We start from the raw sequence: 25,074 nt of genomic DNA, 5'->3' as shown, positions 1-25,074 counted from the left end.
GTTCCCGCATGAAGCCTGCCTTGAAGTCGACGCCCGCGCTGCGCATTACACTCGTCTGTAACACCGCCTGGGCAATCTATACCTATCGGCAGGGGCTGATCCGCATGCTGGTCGGACGCGGCGTCGACGTGACGGTGCTCGCGCCGCGCGACCGCACTTTCGAACTGCTCACCGCGATGGGCTGCCGCTGCATCGAACTGCCGGTTGCCTCCAAAGGCACCAATCCGCGCGACGACCTGCGCACGCTCGCGTCGCTCTACCGGCAATACCGGACGATCCGCCCGCACGTGGTGTTTCACTACACGATCAAGCCGAACATCTACGGCTCGATCGCCGCGAAGCTCGCGGGCGTGCAGTCGGTTGCGGTGACGACCGGGCTTGGCTACGTCTTCATTCAGCACAGCCGCGCCGCGCAGGTGGCAAAAAAACTGTATCGTTTCGCGTTCCGCTTCCCGCGCGAAATCTGGTTTCTGAATCGCGACGACCAGGCAGCGTTTGTCGAGCAGAATTTGTTAGTGCATCCTGAGCGTGCGCGGCTGCTGCATGGCGAAGGCGTCGATCTCGAACAGTTCGCGTTCACGCCGCTGCCGGAGCGGCCGGACTTCAGGTTCGTGCTGATCGGGCGGCTCCTGTGGGACAAAGGCGTCGGCGAATATGTGGAAGCCGCGCGGCGATTGCGTGAACGTTATCCGCACGCGCGGTTCCAACTGCTCGGTCCGGCCGGCGTCGACAACCCGAGCGCGATCACGCGCGACGAGGTGGCCGCGTGGGAACAGGAAGGCATCATCGAGTATCTTGGTGAGGCGCACGATGTGCGGCCCTTCATCGCCGATGCCGATTGCATCGTTTTACCGTCGTATCGCGAAGGCGTGCCGCGCACGCTGATGGAAGCGTCGGCGATGGGCCGGCCGATCGTCGCGACCGACGTGCCGGGTTGCCGCGAGGTGGTGGCCGACGGCGTCAATGGATTGCTGTGCGAAGTGCGCAACGCGGAGAGTCTCGCGACACAGCTCGCGCGCATGCTCGACATGAGCGGCGCCGCGCGCCGTGCGATGGCGGAACGCGGCCGGCAGAAAGTCGCGGAAGAATTCGACGAGCGGGTTGTCGTCGAAACGTATCAAGACCTGGTGCAGAAAATGACGGGCGTTTTACTTTAACGGAGCAAACAGCATGACCACGAAGGGCACGATTCTGGTAACGGGCGGCGGCGGCTTTATCGGCTCGCACACATGTGTCGAACTGCTGAACGGCGGCTACGGCGTCGTGGTGATCGACAATCTCGTGAACAGCAACCGCGAATCGCTGCGGCGCGTGGAGACAATCACCGGCCGCGCTGTGACCTTCTACGAAAACGATGCGCGCGATGAAGCGGCGCTCAACCGTATTTTCGACGCGCATCCGATCACGGGCGCGATTCACTTCGCCGCGCTGAAGGCGGTGGGCGAATCGGTAGCCAAGCCGATCGAGTACTACAGCAACAACGTCGGCAGCTTGCTGAGCCTGCTCGGCGTGATGCGCGATCGCAACGTCAAGCAGTTCGTGTTCAGTTCGTCGGCGACGGTGTACGGCGTGCCGAAGAGCTCGCCGATCGACGAGTCGTTCCCGCTGTCGGCCACCAATCCTTATGGCCAGTCGAAGCTGATCGCCGAGCAGGTGTTGCGCGATCTGGAAGTGGCCGACCCGTCATGGCGAATCGCCACGCTGCGCTACTTCAATCCGGTCGGCGCGCACGAGAGCGGTCTGATCGGCGAAGATCCGGCCGGCATTCCGAACAACCTGATGCCGTATGTCGCGCAGGTGGCGGTCGGCAAGCTCGAAAAACTGCGGGTGTTCGGCGGCGATTATGAAACGCCCGACGGCACCGGCGTGCGCGACTATATCCATGTGGTCGATCTGGCGCGCGGACACCTGGCCGCGCTCGATGCGCTGGTCAAGCGCGATGCCAGCTTCGTCGTGAACCTCGGCACGGGCCAGGGCTATAGCGTGCTCGACGTGGTGCGCTCGTTCGAGAAGGCATCCGGCAAGCCGGTGCCGTACGAGATCGTCGCGCGCCGTCCGGGCGACGTCGCATCGTGCTTCGCCGATCCGGCGGCGGCTGAGAACATCATCGGCTGGCGCGCGCAGTTCGGCATCGAGCGGATGTGCGCGGATCACTGGCGCTGGCAGTCGACGAATCCGCGTGGGTTTGCCTGAGTCCGAGTATCGGCGGTGGCATCGGGAATCACCTGACAAAGCATCCTTTCGCCGTTGAACCGGTGGCTGCTCGCCGATCTTGGCGAGCAGCCCGAGGCCGCCTTCCTTCAGTGGCCACGCCTGATTTTCGTGTCAGCGCGGAAATCCTCCCTATCTGCAACACACGTCCTCACAAGTGCAGCCTATTCAGAAAATGGCGCCGCCTCCAAAAAAGCGATGCTGCATCAGGATGTGTTTCGGCAATAACCCCGTCTTTTCGGAGTTATCCGATATAGCTGCACTCCAGTCTCGTGGGCTAATGCCCTGCCGAGTTCGTTCGTCAGTTGTACCAGCAATGAAGTAGGTACTACCCCGATCCAGACCACAGACGTGAATATGCCGGAACAGCCGAAGAACGATACGACGCATCTGTTCGCAGCCATCGGTGCGCTTACCGAGCGTGGCGCCCGCGTCAGCCGGGTAACGTCTGCACCGTGTATTTGGGGCTACGAAGCGCTCGCACGGGACGGTCTGGTTCGCATCTAAATCGACGTGGAACAGGACACGAAATAATGATGCGTCGAATTGCCGTAGTCGGCGACAGCCTGGAACGCGGCGGCGAAATACTGCCCTACGCGGGTCCGGTCTTTACTATCGGTGACGCCGGTCGCCAGGTTGCCCTCATTGGGGGATCGGCATACTGCGAAGCCTGCAAGAGCACAGGCACGATTTTGAAGGCCGGCGGCCCCCGCCGTATCGACTTCATGGGCGAAACCGCAATTGACCGCGATATCGTCCTTTGCAAGTGCCCATCGCCGCCACAAATCGTCGCGACGCTTGCCGGCGAGTCATGGTGCGACGACATGGCCGAATCAATGGGCACTGTTGCCTCAAGCAAGACCATCGGCGGCGGTGTCGCGTCTGTCGTGATCGGCTCTTACGACGAACGAGTCAGAGCGATAGGGCGCGGCGCAACCGAAGGCTACCCATATTTCATCGAAACAGCAGACGGCGGGACCTTCTCAGGTCGACTGGATAACGACGGTCATCTGCCACGCTTGTACACCGATGCTGCCGCCGATTACCACGTTTACTGGGGTGACGACGCCCTCGCAAGAGGGAAAGGAACCTGAGCAATGCCGAACAAGAAGACTATCGTTAGAACGAACTCCACGCCGAACTCGATCAAGGAAGTGCATTTGAAGGCTGTTACTTTTGCCGAGTTGTGGGCGGCCTATCCACACTCGGCCCCGTGTACAGACCCGTCCACGGGCAAGCCAGCGTTTCAGGACGAGTGCGCCATTCGCTTCGGCACGTGCCTCGCTGGCGTGGGGATCACCAATAAGTCGTTCAAGGGCGAGAAGAGAAGTGCTGGTTTCACGGTCACCCGCCAAGTCACATGCTTCGGGCTAAGGAAGTGGCGGAATGGCTTCAGCGTCGCCCCTTTGCTGGTTGTCCCGCCCCTCTGCCAATTACGGGCACAGGCTGGCAAGATAACGTGAAGGGTAAAACGGGAGTTATCTTCTTTGGGAGTTACTGGCGGCGCAATCTCAAGGAAAGAGAGCCGACGGGGGATCACATCGATTTGTGGAACGTAGATCGCCTTACGTCGAGTTCGGAAACGACTCTTCGGTTCACATTCGGTATAGATAAGGTGTGGAATCCGCTATCCATTTTTGGCGTTGGTCCAGAGAACCTTTACTCCAATCTCGCTGACTCGAAATTGATCCTGTTTTGGGAAATCATGTGAGGACGGCGCTCATATTCGCGCTCCTGTTCGTCGCCGGTACCATCGGGGGCGGCCTTGTAGGGCTTTATATCGCCCTACCGCCACAAACCGTTGAATGCGGAGACGCCTGCGGCATGCGAGCGCTAGTGTTTGCTTTGCGTTTTGGTTTGATTGTCGGTTTTCTGCTTGCAGTCCTTGGCGGGGCAATGATAAAGAGGCATCGCGCCGGGCAGTCCGGCAGGCCGTGATAAATCGTTTTCTGGGCAACGCGCATAGGCAATGCCGCGCGCCCGTCCGAATACTGAACCACCGACGAGCGCGCCGCCTGGAGTCGCAATGCACGGACTCCGCCGCCGTCGATTGCGGGATTGCACCAAGCGGGTAAGCCCGAATATTACTAACGCTTTACGGTTCATATACTGCCTCACCGGTGGACGGTCAGGCTTCCTAACAACGTCCGATCGGCGCGCATGGGAGCCGCATCGAGGCTCCGTGCAGAAAAAGACATGCTACGGAGACAGTTATGGGAATTTGCTTGAAGAGCGTGGTGAGCGCGCTCGCGCTTTGCGCCCTCGCTAACGTCAGCTACGCGGCCGACCCGATCAAGATCGGCGTCGATGGACCTTTCACCGGCGGGTCGTCTTCGATGGGCGTGAGCATGCGCGACGGCGTGCGTCTCGCCGCCGCTGAAATCAACAAAGGCGGCGGTGTGCTGGGCCGGCAGATCGTGCTGGTGGAACGCGACGACGAAGCGAAGAACGAACGCGGCGTACAGATCGCGCAAGAGCTGATCAACAAGGAGAAGGTCGTCGCGGTGGTCGGCTACATCAACACCGGCGTCGCGCTCGCGTCGCAACGCTTCTTCCAGGAAGCGAAAATCCCGGTCTTCAACAATGTCGCGACCGGCAGCATCGTGACCAGGCAGTTCACCGACCAGCCCGACAACTACGTGTTCCGCAACGCCGCCGCGGACCGCATTCAGGCGCCGATGATCGTCGATGAAGCCGTCACCAGACGCGGCTTCAAGAAGGTCGCGATTCTCGCCGACTCGACCAACTACGGCCAGCTCGGCCGCGAAGACCTCGAAAAAGCGCTCGCCACAAAAGGCGTGAAGCCGGTCGCCGTCGAGAAATTCAACATCAAGGACGTCGACATGACCGCGCAGCTGCTCAAGGCCAAAGAGGCCGGCGCTGAAGCGGTGCTGACCTACGGAATCGGACCGGAACTCGCGCAGATCGCCAACGGCATGGCCAAGCTCGGCTGGAAAGTGCCGCTGATCGGCAGTTGGACCCTGTCGATGGCGAACTACATCGACAACGCCAGCACCAACGGCGAAGGCGCGCGCATGCCGCAGACCTTCATTCAGGAAGCGAACACGCCGAAGCGCAAGGCGTTCATCGACGCGTACCTGAAGGAATTCAAGCCGAAGAACAACCGCATCGACTCGCCGGTGTCCGCCGCGCAAGGCTACGACTCGATCTATCTGCTGGCCGCCGCGATCACCCAGGCCGGTTCGACCGATGGCCCGAAGGTGCGTGCCGCGCTCGAAAGCCTCAACACCAAGGTGGAAGGCGTCGTGATGGTCTACGACAAGCCGTTCACGCACGACGACCACGAAGCGATCAGCCCGAACGTGCCGGTGGTCGGCGAGGTCAAGGGCGGCCGCGTGATCTATGCGTACGAGGCCGATCGCAAGGGCGGCAGCCAGTTGCGCACCAAGCAGGCGACGTCGAACTAGTCGCAAACGGCGCGAACCCGGTGCGCAGCGCGCGCCGGGCACGCTGATTCACGCGCGGACACAAGCGCGGCAGCAGGTTCCAAAGCCGCCCCCGCCCGCCGGCGGGGGCGGCTTTGCTTCATAGACGGTGAACTCCAAGGCGCTCGACGATGGCCATTCTTCTGCAGCTCATCTATAGCGGCATTGCGCTCGGCATGATCTACGCCGTGATCGCATTCGGCTATCAACTCACGTTCGCCACCTCCGGCACGCTGAACTTCGGCCAGGGCGACGCGCTGATGCTCGGCGCGCTGGTCGGCCTCACGCTGGTCTCGCCCGGCGTCAACTACTGGCTGATGATTCCGCTCGTCTGCCTGTTCGGTTTGCTGCAGGGCGCGTTCGTCGAACGGATCGGCGTGCGGCCCGCGATCAGGATCAAATCCGAGTTCGGCTGGATCATGTCGACGATCGCGCTCGGCATCATCTTCAAGAACGTCGCGGAAAACGTCTGGGGCCGCGATGATCTGCGCTTTCCGTCGCCGCTGCCGGAAGCGCCGCTCAAGGTGTTCGGCGCGAACGTGCTGCCGATGGAATTGCTGGTGGTAGGCGGAGCGCTCGTGATGATGCTGGCAGTCGAGTTCTTCAACCGCAAGACGATCTTCGGCAAGGCGGTCGTGGCCACCGCAAACGACCGCGACGCCGCCGCGCTGATGGGCATCAACACCGGCCTCGTGATCACGTTTTCGTATGCGCTGTCGTCGCTGACCGCCGCGTTCGCCGGCGTGCTGATCGCCCCGCTCACGCTGACCGGCGCGACGATGGGCGCGGTGCTCGGGCTCAAGGCGTTCGCGGTGGCGATCATCGGCGGGTTGTCGAGCGGCCTCGGCATCGTGGTCGGCGGTGTGATCCTCGGCATTGCGGAGACCACCACCGGCTTCTACATCTCCACCGGCTACAAGGATGTGCCGGGGCTCGTGCTGCTGCTGATCGTGCTCGCGCTGAAACCCGCCGGCCTGTTCGGCAAGACCTCGATCAAGAAAGTGTGAGGCCCGCCGTGAACCTGAAGAAACTCATTGCGTCGGCTTTCGCGCTGATCGCGCTCGCGGTGTTCCCGGTGCTGTCGGGCAACCCGTATTACATCCATCTGTTCGAGACCATCATGATCTACGCGATCCTGCTGTTCGGTCTCGACATCGTGGTCGGCTATACCGGCCAGGTTTCGCTCGGGCATGCGGGGCTGTTCGGCGTCGGCGCTTACACGGCGGGCGTGCTATTCATCAAGCTCGGCATGCCGTTTTTCGTCACCGCGCCGCTGGCGATTCTGATCACGGCCGGCTTCGGCGCGATCCTCGCGCTGCCGGCGCTGCGCGTGTCCGGTCCGTACCTCGCGATGGTGACGCTCGCGTTCGGCACGATCATCCAGATCCTCATCAACGAGATGGATTTTCTGACCAACGGGCCGATGGGCGTGAAGATTCCGAAGCCATCGCTCGGCGCGCGGCCGATGAACGAAGTCGAATACTACTGGCTCGTCGCGGCGCTGCTGGTGGTGTCGCTGATCGTCGTGCACCGCGTGCTCAAGTCGCATCTGGGCCGCGCGTTCGAAGCGTTGCGCGACAGTCCGATCGCGTCGGACTGCATGGGCGTGTCGGTGTATCGCTACAAGGTCTACGCGTTCGTGATCAGCGCGGGGTTTGCCGGTCTTGCCGGCTGCCTGTACTCGTATTCGGAGCAATACATCTCGCCGAATACCTATAACTTCGAACTGACCATCCTGTTCCTGCTCGCGATCATCATGGGCGGGCGCAAGACGCGCACCGGCGCGCTGCTCGGCTCGGCGATCATCGTGCTGCTGCCGAAACTGCTCGACGACATCGACATGTTCCGCATCGTCGCGTCGGTGCTGGCGGCCGTGGTCGTGATTGGCGCGGTGGTGGCGCTGGCGCGCAGGGTGTCCACGCCGCGCAAGGTGGCGATACCGGTGCTCGGCACCGTGGGGCTCGCTGCGTTCTCGTACCGCATCGATACGCTCGCCGACTGGCGGCTGACGATCTTCGGCCTGATGATCCTGCTCGTCGTGTACTACCTGCAGGACGGCGTGGTCGGTTTCGTGCGCAAGATCGTGATGCATGGCCGGGTGCGCACGGTCACCGTCGACACGACGAAACCGGAGACGATCGGCGCCGACGCGATTCAGGCCGTGCAGGCCGGCGACACCGAAAACATCCTGCAATTGCGCGGCATCCTGATGCAGTTCAGCGGGCTGAAGGCGCTCAACAATGTCGACCTGACCGTGCAGCGCGGCACGATTCACGGGCTGATCGGCCCGAACGGCTCGGGCAAGAGCACGATGATGAACGTGCTGACCGGCATCTATGTGCCGACCGCCGGCACCCTCGATTACCGTGGCACGTCGCTCGCGGGCAAGACCTCGGCGCAGATCGCGCTGGCGGGCATCGCGCGCACGTTCCAGAACGTGCAGCTGTTCGGCGAGATGACCGCGCTCGAAAACGTGCTGGTCGGTCTGCATCACACCTTCCGCACCCATCTCGCGGACGTCGGGCTGATGTCGTCGCGTTACCGGCGCGAAGAGCGCGCCGCCCGCGAGCGCGCGTTCGGCATGCTGCGTTTCGTCGGGCTGGAGAACGTCGCCGCCGAAGAAGCGCGCAACCTGCCGTACGGCAAGCAGCGGCTGCTCGAAATCGCGCGGGCGCTCGCGCTCGATCCGCAACTGCTGCTGCTCGACGAACCGGCCGCGGGGCTCACCGCGCCGGATATCAAGGAGCTGGTCGCGATCATCCGCAAGGTGCGCGATCACGGCATTACCGTCGTGCTGATCGAACATCACATGGACGTCGTGATGAGCGTATGCGACCGCGTGTCGGTGCTCGATTTCGGGCAGAAGATCGCGGAAGGCAACCCGGCCGACATTCAGTCGAACGAAAAAGTCATCGAGGCTTATCTCGGCGGCGAGGCGGCCGGGCAAGCGGCCTGAGTTTCGGCCTGGGTTTCGGCCTGGGTTTCGGCGCAAGCGGCGGCATCCTTCGAGATTCACGAGAGAAGATCCACAGGAACAGACATGCTATCGGTCAAGAATCTGCATGCGGGCTACGGCAAGGTCAAAGTGCTGCACGGCATTTCGATCGACGTGCCAAAGGCGTCGGTCGTCACGCTGATCGGCTCGAACGGCGCGGGCAAAACCACCACGATGCGCGCGATCTCCGGAATGATCCGCCCGAGCGCCGGCGAGATCACGATGGGGGTGGGCGCCGGCGCGAAGCGGATCGACGCGCTGGACTCACATCGGATCGCGCGGCTCGGACTCGCGCATTCGCCGGAAGGCCGGCGCGTGTTCGCGACGATGAGCGTGACCGACAACCTGATTCTCGGCGCTTTCCCGCGCCTGACCTGGGCGCGGCCGCGCGGCGACGTGAACGCCGATCTGGAGCGCGCGATCGAACTGTTTCCGCGCCTGAAGGAACGGCGCCATCAACTGGCCGGCACGCTCTCCGGCGGCGAGCAGCAGATGCTGGCGATGGCGCGCGCGATCATGCTGAACCCGGAACTGGTGCTGCTCGACGAACCGTCGATGGGGCTCGCGCCGATTCTCGTCGAAGAGGTGTTTCGCATCATCGAGAATCTGAAGAGTCAGGGCGTCACGATGCTGCTGGTCGAGCAGTTCGCCGCGGCGGCGCTCAATGTGGCCGACTACGGCTATGTGCTGGAGAACGGCCGGATCGCCGCGCATGGGCCGGCGCTGCAGTTGCGCAATGATCCGTCGGTGAAGGCCGCTTATCTGGGTACGAGTCATTGAGGCAATGGACGGAAGCGGCCATTGCCAGGCCGAGGTCGACGCGTCTGTCGCCATCGCGTCGAGCTGAAACACCGTCACCGCGTCACACAATGCAACCGCATGTTCTTCCAGCGATTTCGCCGCGGCCACGGCTTGCTCGACGAGCGCGGCGTTGTGCTGCGTGACCTCGTCGATCTGCGAGACCGCCTTGTTAACCTGCTCGATGCCGTCGCTCTGCTCCAGCGCGGACGCCTCGATCTCGTTCATCACGCCCGTGACGCGCTCGACCGCGCTCATCGCTTCGTGAATCGTCTTCTGCGGATCGGACGCGAGCGATGCGCCCTCCTCGACCCTGGCCGCCGATTCGCAGATTTCACTCGACGATGTCGCGGGGCTCATGCCCGCGTACAACGGCCAGGCCGACGTCGATCTGACGCTCGCGTCGTTCAGCGAAAGTGCGCTGGTGCACGTACTGATCGTCGACGATGGCAGCACGCCGCCGATCGTCGCGCCGGCGCTCGACAACCTGAAAATCGAAGTGCTGCGCATGCCGCAGAACGGCGGCATCAGCGCGACCAGGCGCCGCCGCCAGGTGACTTCGACGCTGCGTCTGCAGCTGCGCCGACCAGGCCGCGATTGTCGAGCAGAATTTGTTAGTGCATTCTGAGCGTGCGCGGCTGCTGCATGGCGCGTCGAAACGTATCAAGACCTGGTGCAGAAAATGACGGGCGTTTTACTTTAACGGAGCAAACAGCATGACAACGAAGGGCACGATTCTGGTAACGGGCGGCGGCGGCTTTATCGGCTCGCACACATGTGTCGAACTGCTGAACGGCGGCTACGGCGTCGTGGTGATCGACAATCTCGTGAACAGCAACCGCGAATCGCTGCGGCGCGTGGAGACAATCACCGGCCGCGCTGTGACCTTCTACGAAAACGATGCGCGCGATGAAGCGGCGCTCAACCGTATTTTCGATGCGCATCCGATCACGGGCGCGATTCACTTCGCCGCGCTGAAGGCGGTGGGCGAATCGGTGGCCAAGCCGATCGAGTACTACAGCAACAACGTCGGCAGCTTGCTGAGCCTGCTCGGCGTGATGCGTGATCGCAACGTCAAGCAGTTCGTCTTTAGTTCGTCGGCGACGGTGTATGGCGTGCCGAAGAGCTCGCCGATCGACGAGTCGTTCCCGCTGTCGGCCACCAATCCGTATGGCCAGTCGAAGCTGATCGCCGAGCAGGTGTTGCGCGATCTGGAAGTGGCCGACCCGTCATGGCGCATCGCCACGCTGCGCTACTTCAATCCGGTCGGCGCGCACGAGAGCGGTCTGATCGGCGAAGATCCCACCGGCATTCCGAACAACCTGATGCCGTATGTCGCGCAGGTGGCGGTCGGCAAGCTCGACAAGCTGCGGGTGTTCGGCGGCGACTATGAAACGCCCGACGGCACCGGCGTGCGCGACTATATCCACGTGGTCGATCTGGCGCGCGGTCACCTGGCCGCGCTCGATGCGCTGGTGAAGCACGACGCGAGCTTCGTGGTGAATCTGGGGACAGGCCAGGGCTATAGCGTGCTCGACGTGGTGCGCTCGTTCGAGAAGGCATCCGGCAAGCCGGTGCCTTATGAAATCGTCGCTCGTCGTCCCGGCGACGTCGCTTCATGCTTCGCCGATCCGGCGGCAGCGGCGAAGCTGTTGAGCTGGCAGGCAGAGTTCGGGATGGAGAGGATGTGCCAGGATCACTGGCGCTGGCAGTCGAGCAATCCGAACGGATTTGAGTGAATTGGAAACGGCGTCCGGCTCAGGTGAGCGAGCCGGATGCCGTCGCGCGTATGCGCGCGACGGCCTGAGCGCTCAGGCCCTCGCGGACAAGGACACGAGGCGGCGCTCGGTGACCTCGTCTTTGCCTTTGCGAAGCGATTCCAGTCGAAGAACGAGATACATGACCATCGGCGACACCGGCGAGAGATGTCGCAGGAATGAACCATAGTCCGGTTCGAAAATGGCTTGCGTCGCGATGAAACTGACCAGAAAACAAAAACACAGTTTCTCGAATCGGCCCACCGGGAACAGCGATGCGGCCGCGCGATACCGAAGGAACACGATCGCGAAAGTAAAAAACACGCCGATGCCGCCAAGGGTCTGCAATGGAGAACCCGATGTGATCAACCGTAGCGGCAAAACAAAGGTCGCAAGGGTGATGGCGACGTTCGCGACGCCAATGAAAATACCGCTGCCTGGAATGAACTGGACGATGATCGAACCCACTTCGTTGGGATCTCGCCACTCATTGGCGTTTTGCCTCGCGAAATCCAGTGATTCACCGTACGCCTTCTGAAAAGCAAAGGCGACGACTACGAATAGAACGAGTGCAAAAAAAATCAGTGATACGGGCTTTCTAATGCCATTTGGGCCGAGGTAAAGGACCACGGTCGCCACCAACGTGATGCCCCAATAAGACCGGAAGTAAATGGCGACCAATGCCGCCAGAAATACAAACAAAGCCAGGATAGCTCGCGACGAGCTAAAAAATAACAGCACCAGCACCAGAATCGATATGATGAGCTCTTTCGACGGAACGCCGATGTAGACGGTCTGATTGACGAGCCAGAAAGCCACCAGGAAAAACTCCGCGGGCCTGAGTGACCGTACATGAGAACCCCAGATCGCGAAGAACATGCCAAACGTCGACACCAAAAAACCTAGCAAGGATATGGAGTAGTTTTCAAGTCCGAAGAAGTTGAATATCCACGCGAGGTTGTCGAAGGAGTCTCCGAACGCCAGGAAAGAAGTGACGGTCTTCATTCGGTCGAAGATCACCGCCTCATCAAACAGGAATCGCGCCGGCAGGAATGTCTCGTGCGCCGCCGAAACCGCATAAAGCGCGACGAACAAGACGAACCAGACCGCGGCCGAAACGCCAGGGCTCGCATTCGCGCCGATGATGCCGGGTATTTTTACAATGCGCATTTTCTTTCCCTGAACGACCGCGTGATTTGCCTCGCGGTTGAGCGACCGTCCTCGCAATACCGATCGTCGCGCCGCAATTCTTTACGCGCGGCTGTCATGGGGTTCCCCAACCAGGCTGCCGGTCCAGATATGCATCCGGCCCTTTGCCAATCTTGATTGCCTGATAAGTACCCACGCTCGCAATGATTGTCCCGCTAATGCTGAGAAGCAGCAGCGTCTGGATGAAACCGACTCCCAGGAAATGAGCCGTTGCAAAGATCAGGAAGATCAGCACGGCGTTGGCCATCTGAATCATCAAGTCGATCTTCTGCCGGTTCACAACGATGAAAACCTGCGCCATGGAGCCGTAGATTGCCATCGTAATGAAATAGGGAATGAAAAGCAGGTACACCGACATGGAAGATTCCCACTGTTCACCCATCTTCACGTGGATGATCAAGCTCAGTCCCGCATAGCACGCTGCGACGAGAGCAAAACTGATGCACGTCAGCGTCGTAAAGAACTGTCTTGATGGATTCTCTCGCCCCCTCTTTTCGCCATCGAAATAATCGATGAGATCGCGACGGAAGACAGCGCCGAGGCTTTGCGATAACAGGGAAGCGGGGAAATAGCCCACGCGATAGGCGAGAGCGAAAATACCGGCGTCGCGATGATCGAAGATCAACGGCATCAATATCGCCGACGCATAAATCACGAATGAATTCAGCGTGGTCGTAGGCACGCCAAATTTGGCGTACTGGATCTGAAGCTCCGAAAACCTCATGAAGGCGTTCGGTATCATCCGTCGAGCCGAGAAAAGGTAGATCGCTGCCGGCACGAAAGTCGACACAAGAAAGATCCAGCTATAGATGTTGAATACACTGGTGCCGGTGCATTGCCCTTTTGACACCACCATCAAGCAGACAAAATAGCCTGCGAATGCGGCGTTGGGAAAGAATCTGATCGTCGCGATCTTTGTGTATTTTCTTTCGCTAGTGAGCGCTGCGCACAAAGCTTGTTGCAGAAACACGCCAAACGCCAGCCCGATCACCGGTATGTATTCCGGGTGGCCGGCTAGTGTCGTGGCCACCACCAGCGCCAATCCGATCAGAATGGCGACTGCGCTGGAACTCGTCATCGCGCGGACCGCAAGCGGCTTGTCCGCCGCCATGCACGCAACCTCCAGGCGCAAGCCGATCACCGACCCGATAAAGAGTCCGCCGGCCATGAGCTGGCTGAAGTACCCAAGATCCGTCGGCCCGCAATACTTTCCAACTAACAGTATTGAAGCGAAGTTGAGCGCCTGGCTTAGTACGACTCCAGCAATACTTACGAACGAGTGTTTGATATTCACAATTTATCTACGTCGAACGCCGGGTGGATTTTTCATCGCTCTTTACGACGACGGTCCTCGCCTCGAGCCAAGGCTAGTCTTTCCGCGCCTCTGCGCCAGCTGGCAACGCGTCGAGATAGGAAGCGTTCCGATAAAGGCCAGCGCGCGAGCCAAAGCTATAGCGATAGATATCCGTGTTGATCCCGTTGAAGATCACACCCTTTACCCGGGCGTTCGCCTGCTTGAGCTGCTTGCTCGCCTCCATCACCTCGTCAATGGAAGTCGTTTCGAAACGTGTCACCAGCAGTACGGTGCCGCAGCTATGGGCAAGCGCGGTCGCGTCGGACACGGCAAGCACGGGCGGCGTGTCGATCAGCACCGTGTCGTACTCACCCGTCTTCGCGAGGAATTCTTGCATGCGCTCGCTGAGCAACAACTCAGCAGGATTCTCCGGGGATGTTCCGCGCGGAACAAAGTCGAGGCCCGGCAGCACGTCACGCAAGATCACCGAATCAGCCGTCACGTCAGATGCAAGATAGTCAGCCAGACCGGGCTTCGAACTCACGCCGAAGTATTGTTCAAGATGGCCCTTGCGGAAATCCGCGTCGATCAGCAGGACACGCTTTCCAGCCGCCGACACGACGGCTGCCAGGTTGGCGGAGAGAAACGACTTGCCAACCTGATCGGTCGGGCCCGTCAGCAGTACCCGATTGTCTCCGGATTCAGACTCGAGCATGGCGAAATGAAGCGCCGTCCTGAGTCGGCGGATGCTTTCAATAGACGGGTCACGAGGGAACTCGCTTGCAAGCAGAAACTTGTCGTGCGTGAGCAGATTAGGCGCCTTTCCAATTCGTGCGAATTTTGCCTGTGACAGCGGCACGGTTGCATAGACATTCAATCCCGTTTGTTCCTCGATCTCCTGAGGATCGGTCACGCCTTTATAGAGCGCTGCGCGAGCGAACGCCGCACCAGCGCCCAGAATCAGACCGCCCAACGCGGCATAGACAATCACCAGCAGCTTGTTTGGCTTGATCGGCTCCTTCGGCACAACCGGGCTATCGATCAGCCGCACCGTCCCCACCTTGCCAGCCCGGACCAGTTTGAGCTGCTGCATGTTATTCAACATGCCGACGTACAGGTCATTGTTGACATTCACATCGCGGGTCAAGCGCAGCGTATTTTGCTCGAGATCCGGCAGCGCCTGTTCTCGCTTCGAGAGACTTTCGATCCTGCTGGCCATCATGGCGATTTGCTGATCGACCGCCTGAACAGTTGGATGGCCTGGCGTGTAAAGCGCGGCCAGCTCCGCTCGCTTCTGCTTGAGTTCAAGCAAGCTGCGTTGCGCAGCGACACTCTGTTCCAGATAAGCCTTGCCCTGCTCGCTGAGGTTGAAGACGCCCATGCGGTTTCGCATGTCGTTATAGCGTCCTTCCGCCCGTTCGAGGTCGCCCTTGAGTTGCGGAAGCAGATCGCTTAGAAACGCAAGGGATTTCTCGGCTTCCGCCGCCTTGCGCTTGAGATTCTGTTCGACATAAGCATTGCCGATCTCGGCGAGTGTGCTGGCGGTCAGCAGACGGTCCGCGCCTGTCAGTGACGCTCCGATAATGCCGCTGTCCTTCCCTTTCTGCGAGATGTTGAGCTTGTTTTGCAGGGTTTCCACCGTCTTTTCACGAGACTCCCTTACCAGCACGAATTGAGTGCCCGGCTTTGCCGTCAGGGAATCCACCCGCAGCGTGACGTCACCACCGGACTGTTTGGAATCCAGCATTCCGCCCACATGGCCTTCAATGGCCATGTCGAGGTCGGCTTGCTTAAGCCGATATCGGCCTCCACCTAGTGTGGTCAAGACAAATTTCTCACCCTCCATGTCTTCTGGAACGGTGAAATTTGAAACCCTGATCGCTTCATTGCCCCATGCGTAGCCGCCAACTCCGAAGATTCCCGGCTCAGAAAGACTTTTGGCTTGCCGCCCTAACCAATCTCCGATCAGCGGAAAACGTTTTGGCTTTGCGCTAACGTCGAGGCCAAGATCGTCGACCGCTTTCCCGACCACCATCCTTGACTGAAGAATCTCCATTTCGGCCGTAGCCTCCGTCTTCACGTCGAACATACTGGAGACGTCACCTAGAGGGCTTTTTGGGTTGTTGGTCGGGATACTGTCTTCAACCTGAACGAGGATGTCGGCCTGATAAAGCGGAGGTGCGATAAAAGCGTAAACCACGCCGAGAGAAAGCACACTGCCGGCGATTCCACCGACAAGCCAACGGTTTGCCATTAGTACGTCGAAATAACGAGAAAGATTGACGTCATCATTTCGCAGTACAGCAGCATTCGCAAGCGGAGAGATCTGAGTCATCGAAACCCCACGGGTCGGTGTACAAGGCTGGAACTTTGATTTAGTGTGCAGGCGCTGCGGAATCCTGTTTCTTGGCACGGGCCGTGCAACACTCTGAGCGGAGCGTGCTCACCCCGTCAGTCTTGCACGTCGCATCGCAATCAGGTCGGCCCCCACGGTGATCACCGCCGACCGCTCGAAATAATACGTCTTATCGTCTAATGATTAAAGATCCTACAGCCCGGCAAATATCCCGTTTTCCTGCAGCTTATACGGCGACAAAAAAAAAACGGAAAGATATATATTCACTCCGGCAGCTATGTCAGACTATCTGAAGGCCGCCCCAACCTCTGTACGCTATCGCACATTCTCATTCCTGGCCGTAACGGCACAATGCATTTAAACGGCCGTTAATTGGACATACAAATGAAATCATTGATGCGCGAGATATTGACACGCGCCCTACTTTTCACTGGCGCCCCGGCGGTGGTTCGAGCTTTGTTTTGGCGTGATCGCGTCGCGATATTGTTGTATCACGATCCTACGCCCGCCACACTCGACGCTCATTTTCAGTACCTCAAAGACAAGGTTGAGTTCGTCCCGTTGTCGCAGGCCAATTCGCGGGGAAATGGTCGTCCGCGCGTCGCCGTTACATTCGACGATGGCCATGTGCGCAACGCAAACCTGCTTCCCGTTTTCATCAAATACGGCGTGCGACCCACTATTTACATCTGCAGTAGTGTCGTTGCGCATGAACGCACGCATTGGTGGTTACATCCTATCGCCAAAAATGCGGGTGTGAAGCGGCTCATCCGTATGAAAAACGATGAGCGCTTGGCTGAGTTGGATGCACGAGGTTTCCGCCAGGATCGTCTGGACGAAGCGGCGACAATCAGTGGACTTAGCGCCGCACAGATCGAAGCGATGCGCCCATATGTCGACTTCCAGTCTCACACGCGCTTTCATCCGACGTTGACTCGCTGTGAAGAAGACGAGTGCTTCGAGGAAATGGCCGTGTCCAAAGTGGAGGTCGAACGAATTGTCGGCAAACCATGCGAGCATTTTGCCTACCCGTATGGAATTTACGGTTCGCGCGAGGTTGCCCTGCTGAAAGCCGCTGGGTACAAAACGGGACGCACGACTGACGTTGGCTGGAACGACGAGGGCAGCGATCCGTTTCGACTCAAAGCTTTCGATATCGAAGATGATTCCTCGGCGCAATGGTTTGCCGCGCAGCTCACCGGCCTCACATTAGTCCTGCGCTATTTGCGGCTGGGACGGATTCGGCGCTTCGGGGCACGCCTCTTCGCAAGACCCCAGTCATTGAATCGAGCGTAACGATAGCGGCGTTTTCCACGGGAGTGGCGCTGACTGATCCCGACTATGGAATGTCGCCTAGACAGCGAAGCGACGATGCGAAGCTATAAGCCCGATCGTTCTGCGAGCGACATCGAACAGACTGCTGCCCATTACGGCGAGAACATACCGCTAGTAAGAATACGAGTGCCGGATAGCCTGAACCCGGCGCTTGACACAGCAAACAGCCCCGCACCTTCTGGGCTCGCTGCGCTTGTGTAGCGACAATGATCCGCGAAACGATTTATTAGGAGCGGCCTTATTGTTCCTCATCTTCCTGGTCGACAAAGAGGCAACATGCGTAAGATCTTCATCATGCATCCGGGCAACGCCAATTATCCGGAAGTTACTGCCTATAAAAATTATTTTCAGGCGCGTGGCGTGGACGTGGCCGTTGGAGCAATGAGCGAATATAAGCAGCTCGACAAGAAAGATGATTTCCTGCTCTGGGCAATCATGGGGTTCTATCCGAATCGGTTTGCGTCCGATTTCGTCATCCATGACTACAGGTCGCTCTCCGTCGGCGGCTGGCCGGCCATGAAGGACTTCGCGAAGAGATTTTTCAACTCGCAGCCGGATCTGCGAATTTTTCAGAACAAACGGCAACAGGAAATAATGGGCTTTGGTCCAGGCGTGCCTAGCGTCATTCTGCCGATGGGCGTACCAAATTGGATATTCGACGTGCACGAGGAAGGCGGTCAGGCTGAGAAAAAAGCCGACTTCTGCTACATCGGCGAAATGAGCGTTGAACGGGGATTTGACCGCGTTCTGGACGCATTCATCACGCAATTTTCGAGCCGCAAGATTTCGCTTCTCCTGGTGGGGAAGCCGGACCCGCGTATCTACCAAAGATTTTCAAGCGCGGAAAATCTCATCTTTACAGGCCCGCTGCCTCAACGTGACGCGCTGAAGCACGTGGCCGAATCCGAGATTGCCGTGTGCTACTTTCCGTATCATCGGCCGCACTGCTATCAGACGCCAACCAAGCTTCTCGAGTATGCGGCGCTGGGCAAGAAGATTCTATGCAACGATTCCCCGTCGAATATTCGATGCTGCGAGGAGATGGGTATCAACAGTGTCATCACGACAGCGAGGATCTTTGACGGAATCGACGAGGATGCGATACGTGAGGCAAAAACAAACCGTCGTTCTGATTTCGCAAATCTGATATGGGACCGGGTAATAGAACGATCGAATGTTGCGTCTTTCCTGCCGAAAGATATCAAGCTAAGCATTTCCTGACCGATTCAGTGGCATGTGACATTACAACAAGTAGGATTCGCGCTCCGGGAAGGCGCAACGGGCCCGGACGCAAACGATAATAGAACGGTGGCAATGGAATGCAAATATTCATTCTTCATCCCGGCAAAGCAAATTATCCTGAGATAGATGCCTATACCAGGTATTTCGTTGAAAACGGGTGCCAAGTGTCATCGGGGACCCTGCATGAGTATAAGAAGGTCAAAAATCCAGAGGGATATGTTCTGTGGTGCATCATGGGTTTCTACCCGATAAGCCCGATAGCCAAGTTCGTCATACACGACTACCGGTCGCTTTCGGTCGGGCGTAACAGCGCGCTGAAAGACAGCATCAAAAAAAGATTTCATCCGCGGCCCGACCTGAGAATCTTTCAGAATGAGTCGATGCGCGTTTTGATGGGTTTCGAAGACGGCGTGGATACCATTTTCCTGCCCATGGGTGTGCCGGACTGGATCTTCACCACGGACGCTGACCGTAATCAGACGCTGCCCTCTGGCACGTATTGCTATCTGGGAGAGATAACGCGGGAGCGCGGCTTTGTCGGCTTCATCGCGGACTTTTTGGCCGCGAAGCGCGACTTGGATACCCTGGTTCTGATCGGGCCCGTCGAGAAGGAAATTTCGGACGCATATCTCCAATCGCCCGGCATCTTATTTACAGGACGCCTGTCCCAACGCGATGCGCTCGCGGTGGTGCGTAATTGCGAAATCGCTGTTTCGACCATACCGTATAAGCGCCCCTATAACGTGCAAACTCCAACCAAGCTTCTGGAGTATGCCGCGCTCGGTAAAAGAATCATCTGCAACGACTCGCCCTCGAATCTGAATGCCGCTGCCGCGTTCGGAATTCAATGCAAAGTGACCGGCCCCAACGTGTTTTCCAGCATGTGCGATTTTCACGGCGATATGGTGCCGTTGAATGATCCGTCCACGCTACTGCATCTGCGATGGACGAGTGTGATAGCCGCCTCGGGCGTGGAGCGTTATCTCGAGCGAGTTTAAAGCGCGGCGAATGGTTTGCGCGAGAATGAGCGCAAACCATCGCGTAACAAACGCTCGCGACGAAAGTCGGCATGGGGAGGGGAGTGCGCGGCCCGTGTGCTTACGACGTCGGCCGCGCAATCACTTGTTCAGCAAACGACGCCCTGACGAATGTCTTTTAACTGATCTGAATAGAGCAACACGAAGTTGTTAAAGAAGCGATCCTCGCTAAATCTCTTGCGTGCTTCCTGCTGAGCGCGCCGCGATAAGCCTTCCCGAAATACGTCGTCGTCCATCATTCGCTTTATAAGTAACGTCGCTTCCGGAGCTGTCTGATAGATCACGCCTGTCGAGTCGTGACGAATGGTGTCGATGTTTCCCGGACAATCGGATGCGATCACGGGCGTACCAAGCGTCATTGCCTCGATTAGTGAAATTGGCATGCCCTCCCAGGACGCCGTCGACAGATAGATATCCGCTTGAGCCACAGCGTCGATCACCTCGCCTCGCGTGAGCCACCCAGTAACCCGCACGCCCGCATCCTCAAGCGTTCTTTTGAAATCAGCGTCGCCATCTCCGATCCATACGAACTCGGCGTCGTCCCGATTGAATGAACGCGCAATCTCGGCGAATAGCCGGGGATTCTTTTGCACACGAATACCGCCGACCGTCACAATCCTTCTCTTATTTCTTACGCGGATTTTCTCCGAACGAGTATCGCCTTGAACTGCGACAGCTCGGTCAATCGCATTTTCGACCAGCACGGCGTCGCGCCGAAGGTAGCGGCGGATCGCCGCACACTCGCTTTCAGAGCAACCGACATATGTGCAGCTCCTCATGCATGCCAGCAATTCCAGCCCGGTGAAACAATATCGCTTCAAACGGCTGATGTCTTTGCGAACGAAAGAGATGCAATGCGGACTATACAGGAATGCTGTTGACGGCAAGCAAAACAATGTAGACACCCGTCCGAGAAATCCTGCGAACGACGAGTGCAAGTGAACGATATCCGGCTTCAATTCGACAAGCTGCCGACGCAATCCAAACAGTATGCGGGTCAACGAAGGCCCTTTCATCTGAAGATGCTGAAGGACGACGTCCGGGTGGAACAGGGCACGCAGGTCCCTGGGTGTTTCAGTTCTCTCGGAATAGATCACATACACTTCATGACCTTCCTTGGCGAGACGCGTGGCTAGCGTGCTTACAACTGCAAGTGTTCCGGTAGCAGTCGATTCGATTACGTGGACCACTCTCATAACATTTTCTCGTCAATTCCGGAAGGAAAGCGGAACACATCGCCCATGTCTCGAAATAACTACGGCGATATGCAATGAATGACGCGTGCTAATGCGGACGACCTAGTACGCCCCGTCTTTCGCGAACACCACCTTGACCGTCCTGAAGAGGATCACGATGTCGAATGCTAGCGAACGGTCCATCGCGTATTTCACGTCGAGTGAAACTCGCGTATGGTAATCCACGTCATTGCGGCCACTAACTTGCCACAAGCCCGTCATACCCGGCTTCAGCGCGAGGTAGTAGCGAACATCGCGGCCATACCGAGCAAGCTCCTTTTGCACGACAGGACGTGGGCCAACCAGGCTCATATCTCCGCGCAACACGTTCCAGAGTTGAGGCAGTTCATCGAGGCTCGTTTTCCGCAGGATGCGTCCCACCGGTGTAATACGAATATCGTTTTTAAGCTTGAAGTCGCGGTCCCATTCTTCGCGAGCTTTCGGATCGGTTGCGAGCAGGTTGGCGAGAACCTCATCTGAGTTCTTGACCATCGAGCGAAATTTCAGACAACGAAATGTTCGTCCTCCTCGGCCAATTCTCGGGTGTCCATACACAGCGTTTCCGTGGTCCCTCATCACGATCAACGCTATGACGAGTAGTACCGGAGATAGCAGAACCAGCAGGACGGTAGCTCCGCAGACGTCCATGGTTCTCTTCACGACGTCTGCCCACCACGCGAGGAGGATATTCGTGTTTGTTGGATTGGATTCATCCAAGACGGCTTGTTTTGAAGTGACGTCGAGGCACGCGTCTTCCAGTTTCGGATCCGCGGCGGCGTTGGAATCGACCATGCTATCTCCTTAAAGACGCAGACATCCTTGGGGACGGTGCCGGCGCTGGCACCTTGGCGAAATACTGCAATGCTTATTTCTTTTCTATCAGAGAGAGATTTTTCGATTTCGATAAATCTCGTGACTGTCGCTAAGGATTCGCGTTGAGCGTAACATGGCGACCCGCCGTCTGAATGCTGTCAATAGCGCATACTGACGCCATCGTACAGTCCGATCACGACACGTCATTAAACGCTTGCGCTGGCAATTTAGTTGCGTTTGAGATGACTTCATCAGACGAAAATAAATTCATCAAGATCCGGAGAAATCCGCATTTCTCGAAATGAATCACCACGTTCGTAGAACCTGGTTTCGCATTAAGCCCCCCATAGGGGGCTGGGGTTTACCCACTTCTTAAGAGTTGCCAGGTTATTCGTTTTGCCGAAAGATCCGGTACATCTCAGTGATCTCATGCAGCGAGAGGAAGCCGCGTCATATGACGGTCGGTCCGGGGGGCCGATCATGCTTGCGATTCAGATGACCGCCGAGCCTGGCGATCCACAGCACCAACTGAGCCAGCGATGGGATTTTTGTGGGCAGTCTGGTCGTGCCATGGATTCGACAGTACAACGCCCGCCATTCGACCGGTTGCAGTAGCACTTCACAAGGCAGATCGCCGTCCAGCCGGGCGAGCAGCGTCGCATAGAGAATGCGCCAGCTGATCACCGCAAACAGCGCAGTGGCCCTCACGAAACGATCGAGGTTTCCGAATTGCCGCGCCTCGACGCGGCAGCCGCTCTTCAGGACCCGGTGCCACGACTCGATGGTCCAGCGGCGCGCGTACCATGCCAGGTGTTCAAGTGCTTCTTCGCGCGTGTGGGTCGGGACCGAGCTCAGCAGCATCCATTCGATCGGCTCAATGCCTTCAGCAACGTCAGTCTCCAGGGCATGGATCGCGAATACTTCGACATCCGGCAACTTCTCGTTGCGGCGAGCCCGGGGCGGGCGCAGCCGTATCGGCATGCAGCGCACCGTCAGGCGTGCCGTACGCGCAGACGTTTTTCCGCTTCTGGCCGGCACCAGCAGCTCGGTCTCGCCCAGCACGGGTGCTGCCGCAAGGGTCTCCCACAGATACTTCTGCGGATGCGCGACGCTGCGATTCCAGGACGCGCGCACCAGCCAGTCGACCCCAGTGGGCCGCTCGGCCACGAACACGTCATAGACATCGCCCTCACGATCACACACGCCGACGACCTGCGTGTCGGGACAGTGTGCCTTCAGCGACGCAAGATGCCCGATGCCCTCCAGCCATTTCACGCTCTCCTTATCCTGGATCGGCCGCCGCTTGCGCTGCTTCGTCTTGCCATATTCCTCGGGCGGACGCACCCACGTCTTCAGGCCCAGCATGCCCAGCGGCAAGCCCTCGGGTGTGACGGCCAGCAGGCTGTGCATCATGAATCCGCGCAGATTGTTGCCGGTGCCATAGCCCAGACCTTCGGTGGCGGGAAGATGCGCCAGATTGAATTCGGTGGTGTCCTGAGCGGCCAGCACGACGGGAACCTGCTGCATGCGGCCGAGCGTTTGCAGGATGTGCGATCCCAACACCCCGTCGGTATCAACCTGCGAATTATCGAAGAAGCGATACGCCGCCTTAAGCTCGGGCCCGTTGAGCGACTGCGGAAACGAGCACTGCGGACTCTGCGCCAGTCGACGCGCGAGCGCGACGAGTCGCTGCGTCAGGCGCGCGTCGCCCAAGTCCGCCGCGTCGAACTCGTCGCTCGCCCAATCGTCAAGGTCATCGGTGCCAGACAATGCAGTACATCACGGTCAATGAACTTGCGCGAAGTTAACATTGCCTGCCACGGTTTACAAGCGAATCATGCGCCGCTACCTAACTGCTGCGCATGAGATGTGGGGAAACCTTAGATAGGGGGGCATACCTAGCGGCCCTTCTGAGAAGGTCCTCTACCCGGTTCCAACTGAAGCTGCTCTTGATGCATCTCTTCTTTCTCCTGGAACCGAACGTACTTTTGAATCATCTCGCTGTTCAAACCGAGCGAATCTACGCAGTAACCCTTTGCCCAGAAATGATTGCCCCAATAAGGTTTCTTCTTCAAAAATGGAAAGGCCGCAAAAATTCGTATGGCGGTACGTCCTTTCAGGACGCCCATCAATCCGGATACCGACAGCTTCGGCGGAATGCTCACCAAAAGGTGCACATGGTCCGGCTGCACATTGAGTTCTACAACCTCGCAGCCCAGTTGCTGACTAAACACCATCACGCATTTGTAGACCTGCTTGCCAACCGGACCTTGCAGTACACGGAACCGATACTTCGGCACCCACACAATGTGGTATTGACAATGCCATATGACATGCGATGCTCTCTTGAACCTGCTCATGCTTGTTTTCATTTTTATGCGTTGTGGGGACAACACACAGAAAGGTACCTGCATGGGCAGGTGCTCTAACAGGCATAGCCAGTTAGGCGATGACCACGCCCATAGGACGTGGATTTCGATTTGTCATTAAACTGCTCGTATGAAGTAGTCTCAATTGGACTTCTTGCCGCACACCACTTGCCATTGTCATGACGAATAGGCTGTGGCCTAATGTGAGTCAGACGTATCATCAGATCAGACGCTTGTCTATTTATTCGGTTACACATAGTCTGGCCGGACCTACACTACTATCGATTCAACTGATCAATTCATCCGTTGTATGCGTCCATCACGTACCCACACTTAGGTGAAGCGGTGATGAAAGGGCAACTTGTTTTTCCGCGCGGTCGAAAAGATTTGGGTAGGGCGTTCGCGCTATGCGTTGACGCGTCACCGATTTACGATAACGAGTATGGTGGATCGATACGGCAAGCCGCTGCGCGGTAAGCCACATAATCGGTGACATCGTTCATTGCAGACTTCGCGGCGTCTTCGCGAAACTGCGTAGTGTAGTTGGCCGCGAGTTTGCGATTAATGTATGCCTTGATTCGAAGGTCATTCGAAATGCTGGCTTTCACTCTCTCCGACTGCCCGTACACGACGCGCGCTGAACTGCCCCGTGGGATGTAATCCGGGGGAAGGGCAGGCAGCGCGCGTTCGAAGAAGTTTTTTATCGCGTACATCTGATCGCATCCTGAGTCGCCGAGCCATCAGAAACCCATATGCAGCGATACTCAATGTGGCGTGGTGGTGAAAGCCAAGCCGCATTGAGTATCGCTGCATATGGGTGGCGTGGACGCAAAAACCCAAAGCGCGGTCGTAAGCGACGCTTCGATCCGGCGATCTTTGAAGAGCGCTTTCGCACCATTGAGCGCGTGTTCGCCTGGGAAGATAAATTTCGCCGTCTGCTGCTGCGCTTCGAACGAATCAGTGACGTGCACTACGCC

At 58.3% G+C, this 25,074-nt stretch carries 20 protein-coding genes and 4 pseudogenes; 15 read left to right on the top strand and 9 right to left on the bottom strand.

Features of this window, described 5'->3' with window-relative positions; all coding sequences use genetic code 11:
- Positions 1-8: 8 nt before the first annotated feature.
- From HV744_RS30265 to HV744_RS30230, 9 genes are all read left to right on the top strand, one after another.
- On the top strand, positions 9-1,157 hold the full coding sequence (locus HV744_RS30265; protein ID WP_175153023.1) for a glycosyltransferase family 4 protein: 1,149 nt from the start codon (positions 9-11) through the stop codon (positions 1,155-1,157).
- Between the two features lie 13 nt (positions 1,158-1,170).
- Entirely contained in the window at positions 1,171-2,193 is a 1,023-nt protein-coding gene (gene galE / locus HV744_RS30260) for a UDP-glucose 4-epimerase GalE (RefSeq protein ID WP_175153022.1), read from the top strand.
- A 551-nt stretch (positions 2,194-2,744) separates the two neighbouring features.
- Positions 2,745-3,305 (top strand): PAAR domain-containing protein, encoded by a 561-nt coding sequence (locus tag HV744_RS30255; protein ID WP_175153021.1) that lies wholly within the window; start codon positions 2,745-2,747, stop codon positions 3,303-3,305.
- 3 nt (positions 3,306-3,308) lie between these two features.
- A complete protein-coding gene (locus HV744_RS37730) occupies positions 3,309-3,674 on the top strand; it encodes a hypothetical protein (RefSeq protein WP_246279262.1) in 366 nt (121 codons plus the stop codon).
- Positions 3,572-3,922: a T6SS effector amidase Tae4 family protein gene (locus HV744_RS37725; protein ID WP_246279260.1), complete on the top strand. Its 351-nt coding sequence runs from the start codon at positions 3,572-3,574 to the stop codon at positions 3,920-3,922. Before HV744_RS37730 ends, HV744_RS37725 begins: the two co-directional genes overlap by 103 nt.
- A 502-nt stretch (positions 3,923-4,424) precedes the next feature.
- On the top strand, positions 4,425-5,639 hold the full coding sequence (locus tag HV744_RS30245) for an ABC transporter substrate-binding protein (RefSeq protein ID WP_175153020.1): 1,215 nt from the start codon (positions 4,425-4,427) through the stop codon (positions 5,637-5,639).
- A 149-nt stretch (positions 5,640-5,788) separates the two neighbouring features.
- Positions 5,789-6,664 (top strand): branched-chain amino acid ABC transporter permease, encoded by an 876-nt coding sequence (locus HV744_RS30240; RefSeq protein ID WP_175153019.1) that lies wholly within the window; start codon positions 5,789-5,791, stop codon positions 6,662-6,664.
- 8 nt (positions 6,665-6,672) lie between these two features.
- Positions 6,673-8,613, top strand: a complete 1,941-nt coding sequence (locus tag HV744_RS30235; protein WP_175153018.1) for a branched-chain amino acid ABC transporter ATP-binding protein/permease — start codon at positions 6,673-6,675, stop codon at positions 8,611-8,613.
- An 84-nt stretch (positions 8,614-8,697) separates the two neighbouring features.
- A complete protein-coding gene (locus HV744_RS30230) occupies positions 8,698-9,432 on the top strand; it encodes an ABC transporter ATP-binding protein (RefSeq protein WP_175153017.1) in 735 nt (244 codons plus the stop codon).
- A 57-nt stretch (positions 9,433-9,489) separates the two neighbouring features.
- Here the strand turns inward: HV744_RS30230 and HV744_RS30225 are convergent.
- A pseudogene (locus HV744_RS30225) lies at positions 9,490-9,783 on the bottom strand (methyl-accepting chemotaxis protein); the annotation flags it as partial.
- A 25-nt stretch (positions 9,784-9,808) separates the two neighbouring features.
- On the opposite strand from HV744_RS30225, the pseudogene HV744_RS30220 reads away from it, so the two are divergent.
- Together HV744_RS30220 and galE (HV744_RS30215) are read left to right on the top strand one after the other, a co-directional pair.
- A pseudogene (locus HV744_RS30220) lies at positions 9,809-9,979 on the top strand (glycosyltransferase family 2 protein); the annotation flags it as partial.
- Positions 9,980-10,166: 187 nt separating this feature from the next.
- The gene (gene galE, locus HV744_RS30215) at positions 10,167-11,189 is read left to right on the top strand and encodes a UDP-glucose 4-epimerase GalE (protein ID WP_175153016.1); all 1,023 of its coding nucleotides are present in this window, start codon (positions 10,167-10,169) and stop codon (positions 11,187-11,189) included.
- Between the two features lie 72 nt (positions 11,190-11,261).
- Here galE (HV744_RS30215) and HV744_RS30210 read toward each other — a convergent pair whose 3' ends face one another.
- The 3 genes from HV744_RS30210 to HV744_RS30200 all read right to left on the bottom strand — a co-directional run bounded on the left by HV744_RS30210 (position 11,262) and on the right by HV744_RS30200 (position 16,045).
- Positions 11,262-12,377 (bottom strand): LTA synthase family protein, encoded by a 1,116-nt coding sequence (locus HV744_RS30210; protein ID WP_246279259.1) that lies wholly within the window; start codon positions 12,375-12,377, stop codon positions 11,262-11,264.
- A gap of 94 nt (positions 12,378-12,471) precedes the next feature.
- Positions 12,472-13,584 (bottom strand): MATE family efflux transporter, encoded by a 1,113-nt coding sequence (locus tag HV744_RS30205; RefSeq protein ID WP_246279258.1) that lies wholly within the window; start codon positions 13,582-13,584, stop codon positions 12,472-12,474.
- Positions 13,585-13,783: 199 nt separating this feature from the next.
- On the bottom strand, positions 13,784-16,045 hold the full coding sequence (locus HV744_RS30200; RefSeq protein WP_175153014.1) for a polysaccharide biosynthesis tyrosine autokinase: 2,262 nt from the start codon (positions 16,043-16,045) through the stop codon (positions 13,784-13,786).
- Between the two features lie 405 nt (positions 16,046-16,450).
- On the opposite strand from HV744_RS30200, the gene HV744_RS30195 reads away from it, so the two are divergent.
- The 3 genes from HV744_RS30195 (at position 16,451) to HV744_RS30185 (ending at position 19,641) form a co-directional block, all read left to right on the top strand.
- Complete coding sequence (locus tag HV744_RS30195; RefSeq protein ID WP_175153013.1) at positions 16,451-17,362, top strand: polysaccharide deacetylase family protein; 912 nt, start codon at positions 16,451-16,453, stop codon at positions 17,360-17,362.
- Positions 17,363-17,677: 315 nt separating this feature from the next.
- A complete protein-coding gene (locus HV744_RS30190; protein ID WP_175153012.1) occupies positions 17,678-18,622 on the top strand; it encodes a glycosyltransferase family protein in 945 nt (314 codons plus the stop codon).
- 98 nt (positions 18,623-18,720) lie between these two features.
- Positions 18,721-19,641, top strand: coding sequence for a glycosyltransferase (locus HV744_RS30185; RefSeq protein WP_175153011.1), 921 nt, complete (start codon positions 18,721-18,723; stop codon positions 19,639-19,641).
- A gap of 128 nt (positions 19,642-19,769) precedes the next feature.
- On the opposite strand, the gene HV744_RS30180 is transcribed toward HV744_RS30185, so the two are convergent.
- The 5 genes and pseudogenes from HV744_RS30180 to HV744_RS30160 all read right to left on the bottom strand — a co-directional run.
- Complete coding sequence (locus HV744_RS30180; protein WP_175153010.1) at positions 19,770-20,876, bottom strand: glycosyltransferase; 1,107 nt, start codon at positions 20,874-20,876, stop codon at positions 19,770-19,772.
- 102 nt (positions 20,877-20,978) lie between these two features.
- Positions 20,979-21,578 (bottom strand): annotated as a pseudogene (locus HV744_RS30175) (sugar transferase); the annotation flags it as partial.
- 600 nt (positions 21,579-22,178) lie between these two features.
- Positions 22,179-23,498, bottom strand: a complete 1,320-nt coding sequence (locus HV744_RS30170; RefSeq protein WP_175153008.1) for an IS4 family transposase — start codon at positions 23,496-23,498, stop codon at positions 22,179-22,181.
- A 128-nt stretch (positions 23,499-23,626) separates the two neighbouring features.
- Positions 23,627-24,088, bottom strand: coding sequence for an IS200/IS605 family transposase (gene tnpA, locus HV744_RS30165; RefSeq protein WP_175153007.1), 462 nt, complete (start codon positions 24,086-24,088; stop codon positions 23,627-23,629).
- Between the two features lie 644 nt (positions 24,089-24,732).
- Positions 24,733-24,886: pseudogene (locus HV744_RS30160) on the bottom strand (IS701 family transposase); the annotation flags it as partial.
- Between HV744_RS30160 and HV744_RS30155 the strand changes: the two are divergent.
- Positions 24,850-25,074, top strand: a 225-nt coding sequence (locus HV744_RS30155; protein ID WP_246279257.1) for a hypothetical protein, incomplete at its 3' end; no start/stop codon positions are given. The pseudogene HV744_RS30160 and the gene HV744_RS30155 overlap by 37 nt on opposite strands.

Source organism: Paraburkholderia ultramafica, from assembly GCF_902859915.1.
GTDB classification, from domain to species: Bacteria; Pseudomonadota; Gammaproteobacteria; order Burkholderiales; family Burkholderiaceae; genus Paraburkholderia; species Paraburkholderia ultramafica.
This window is presented reverse-complemented; position numbering and strand designations above follow the sequence as displayed.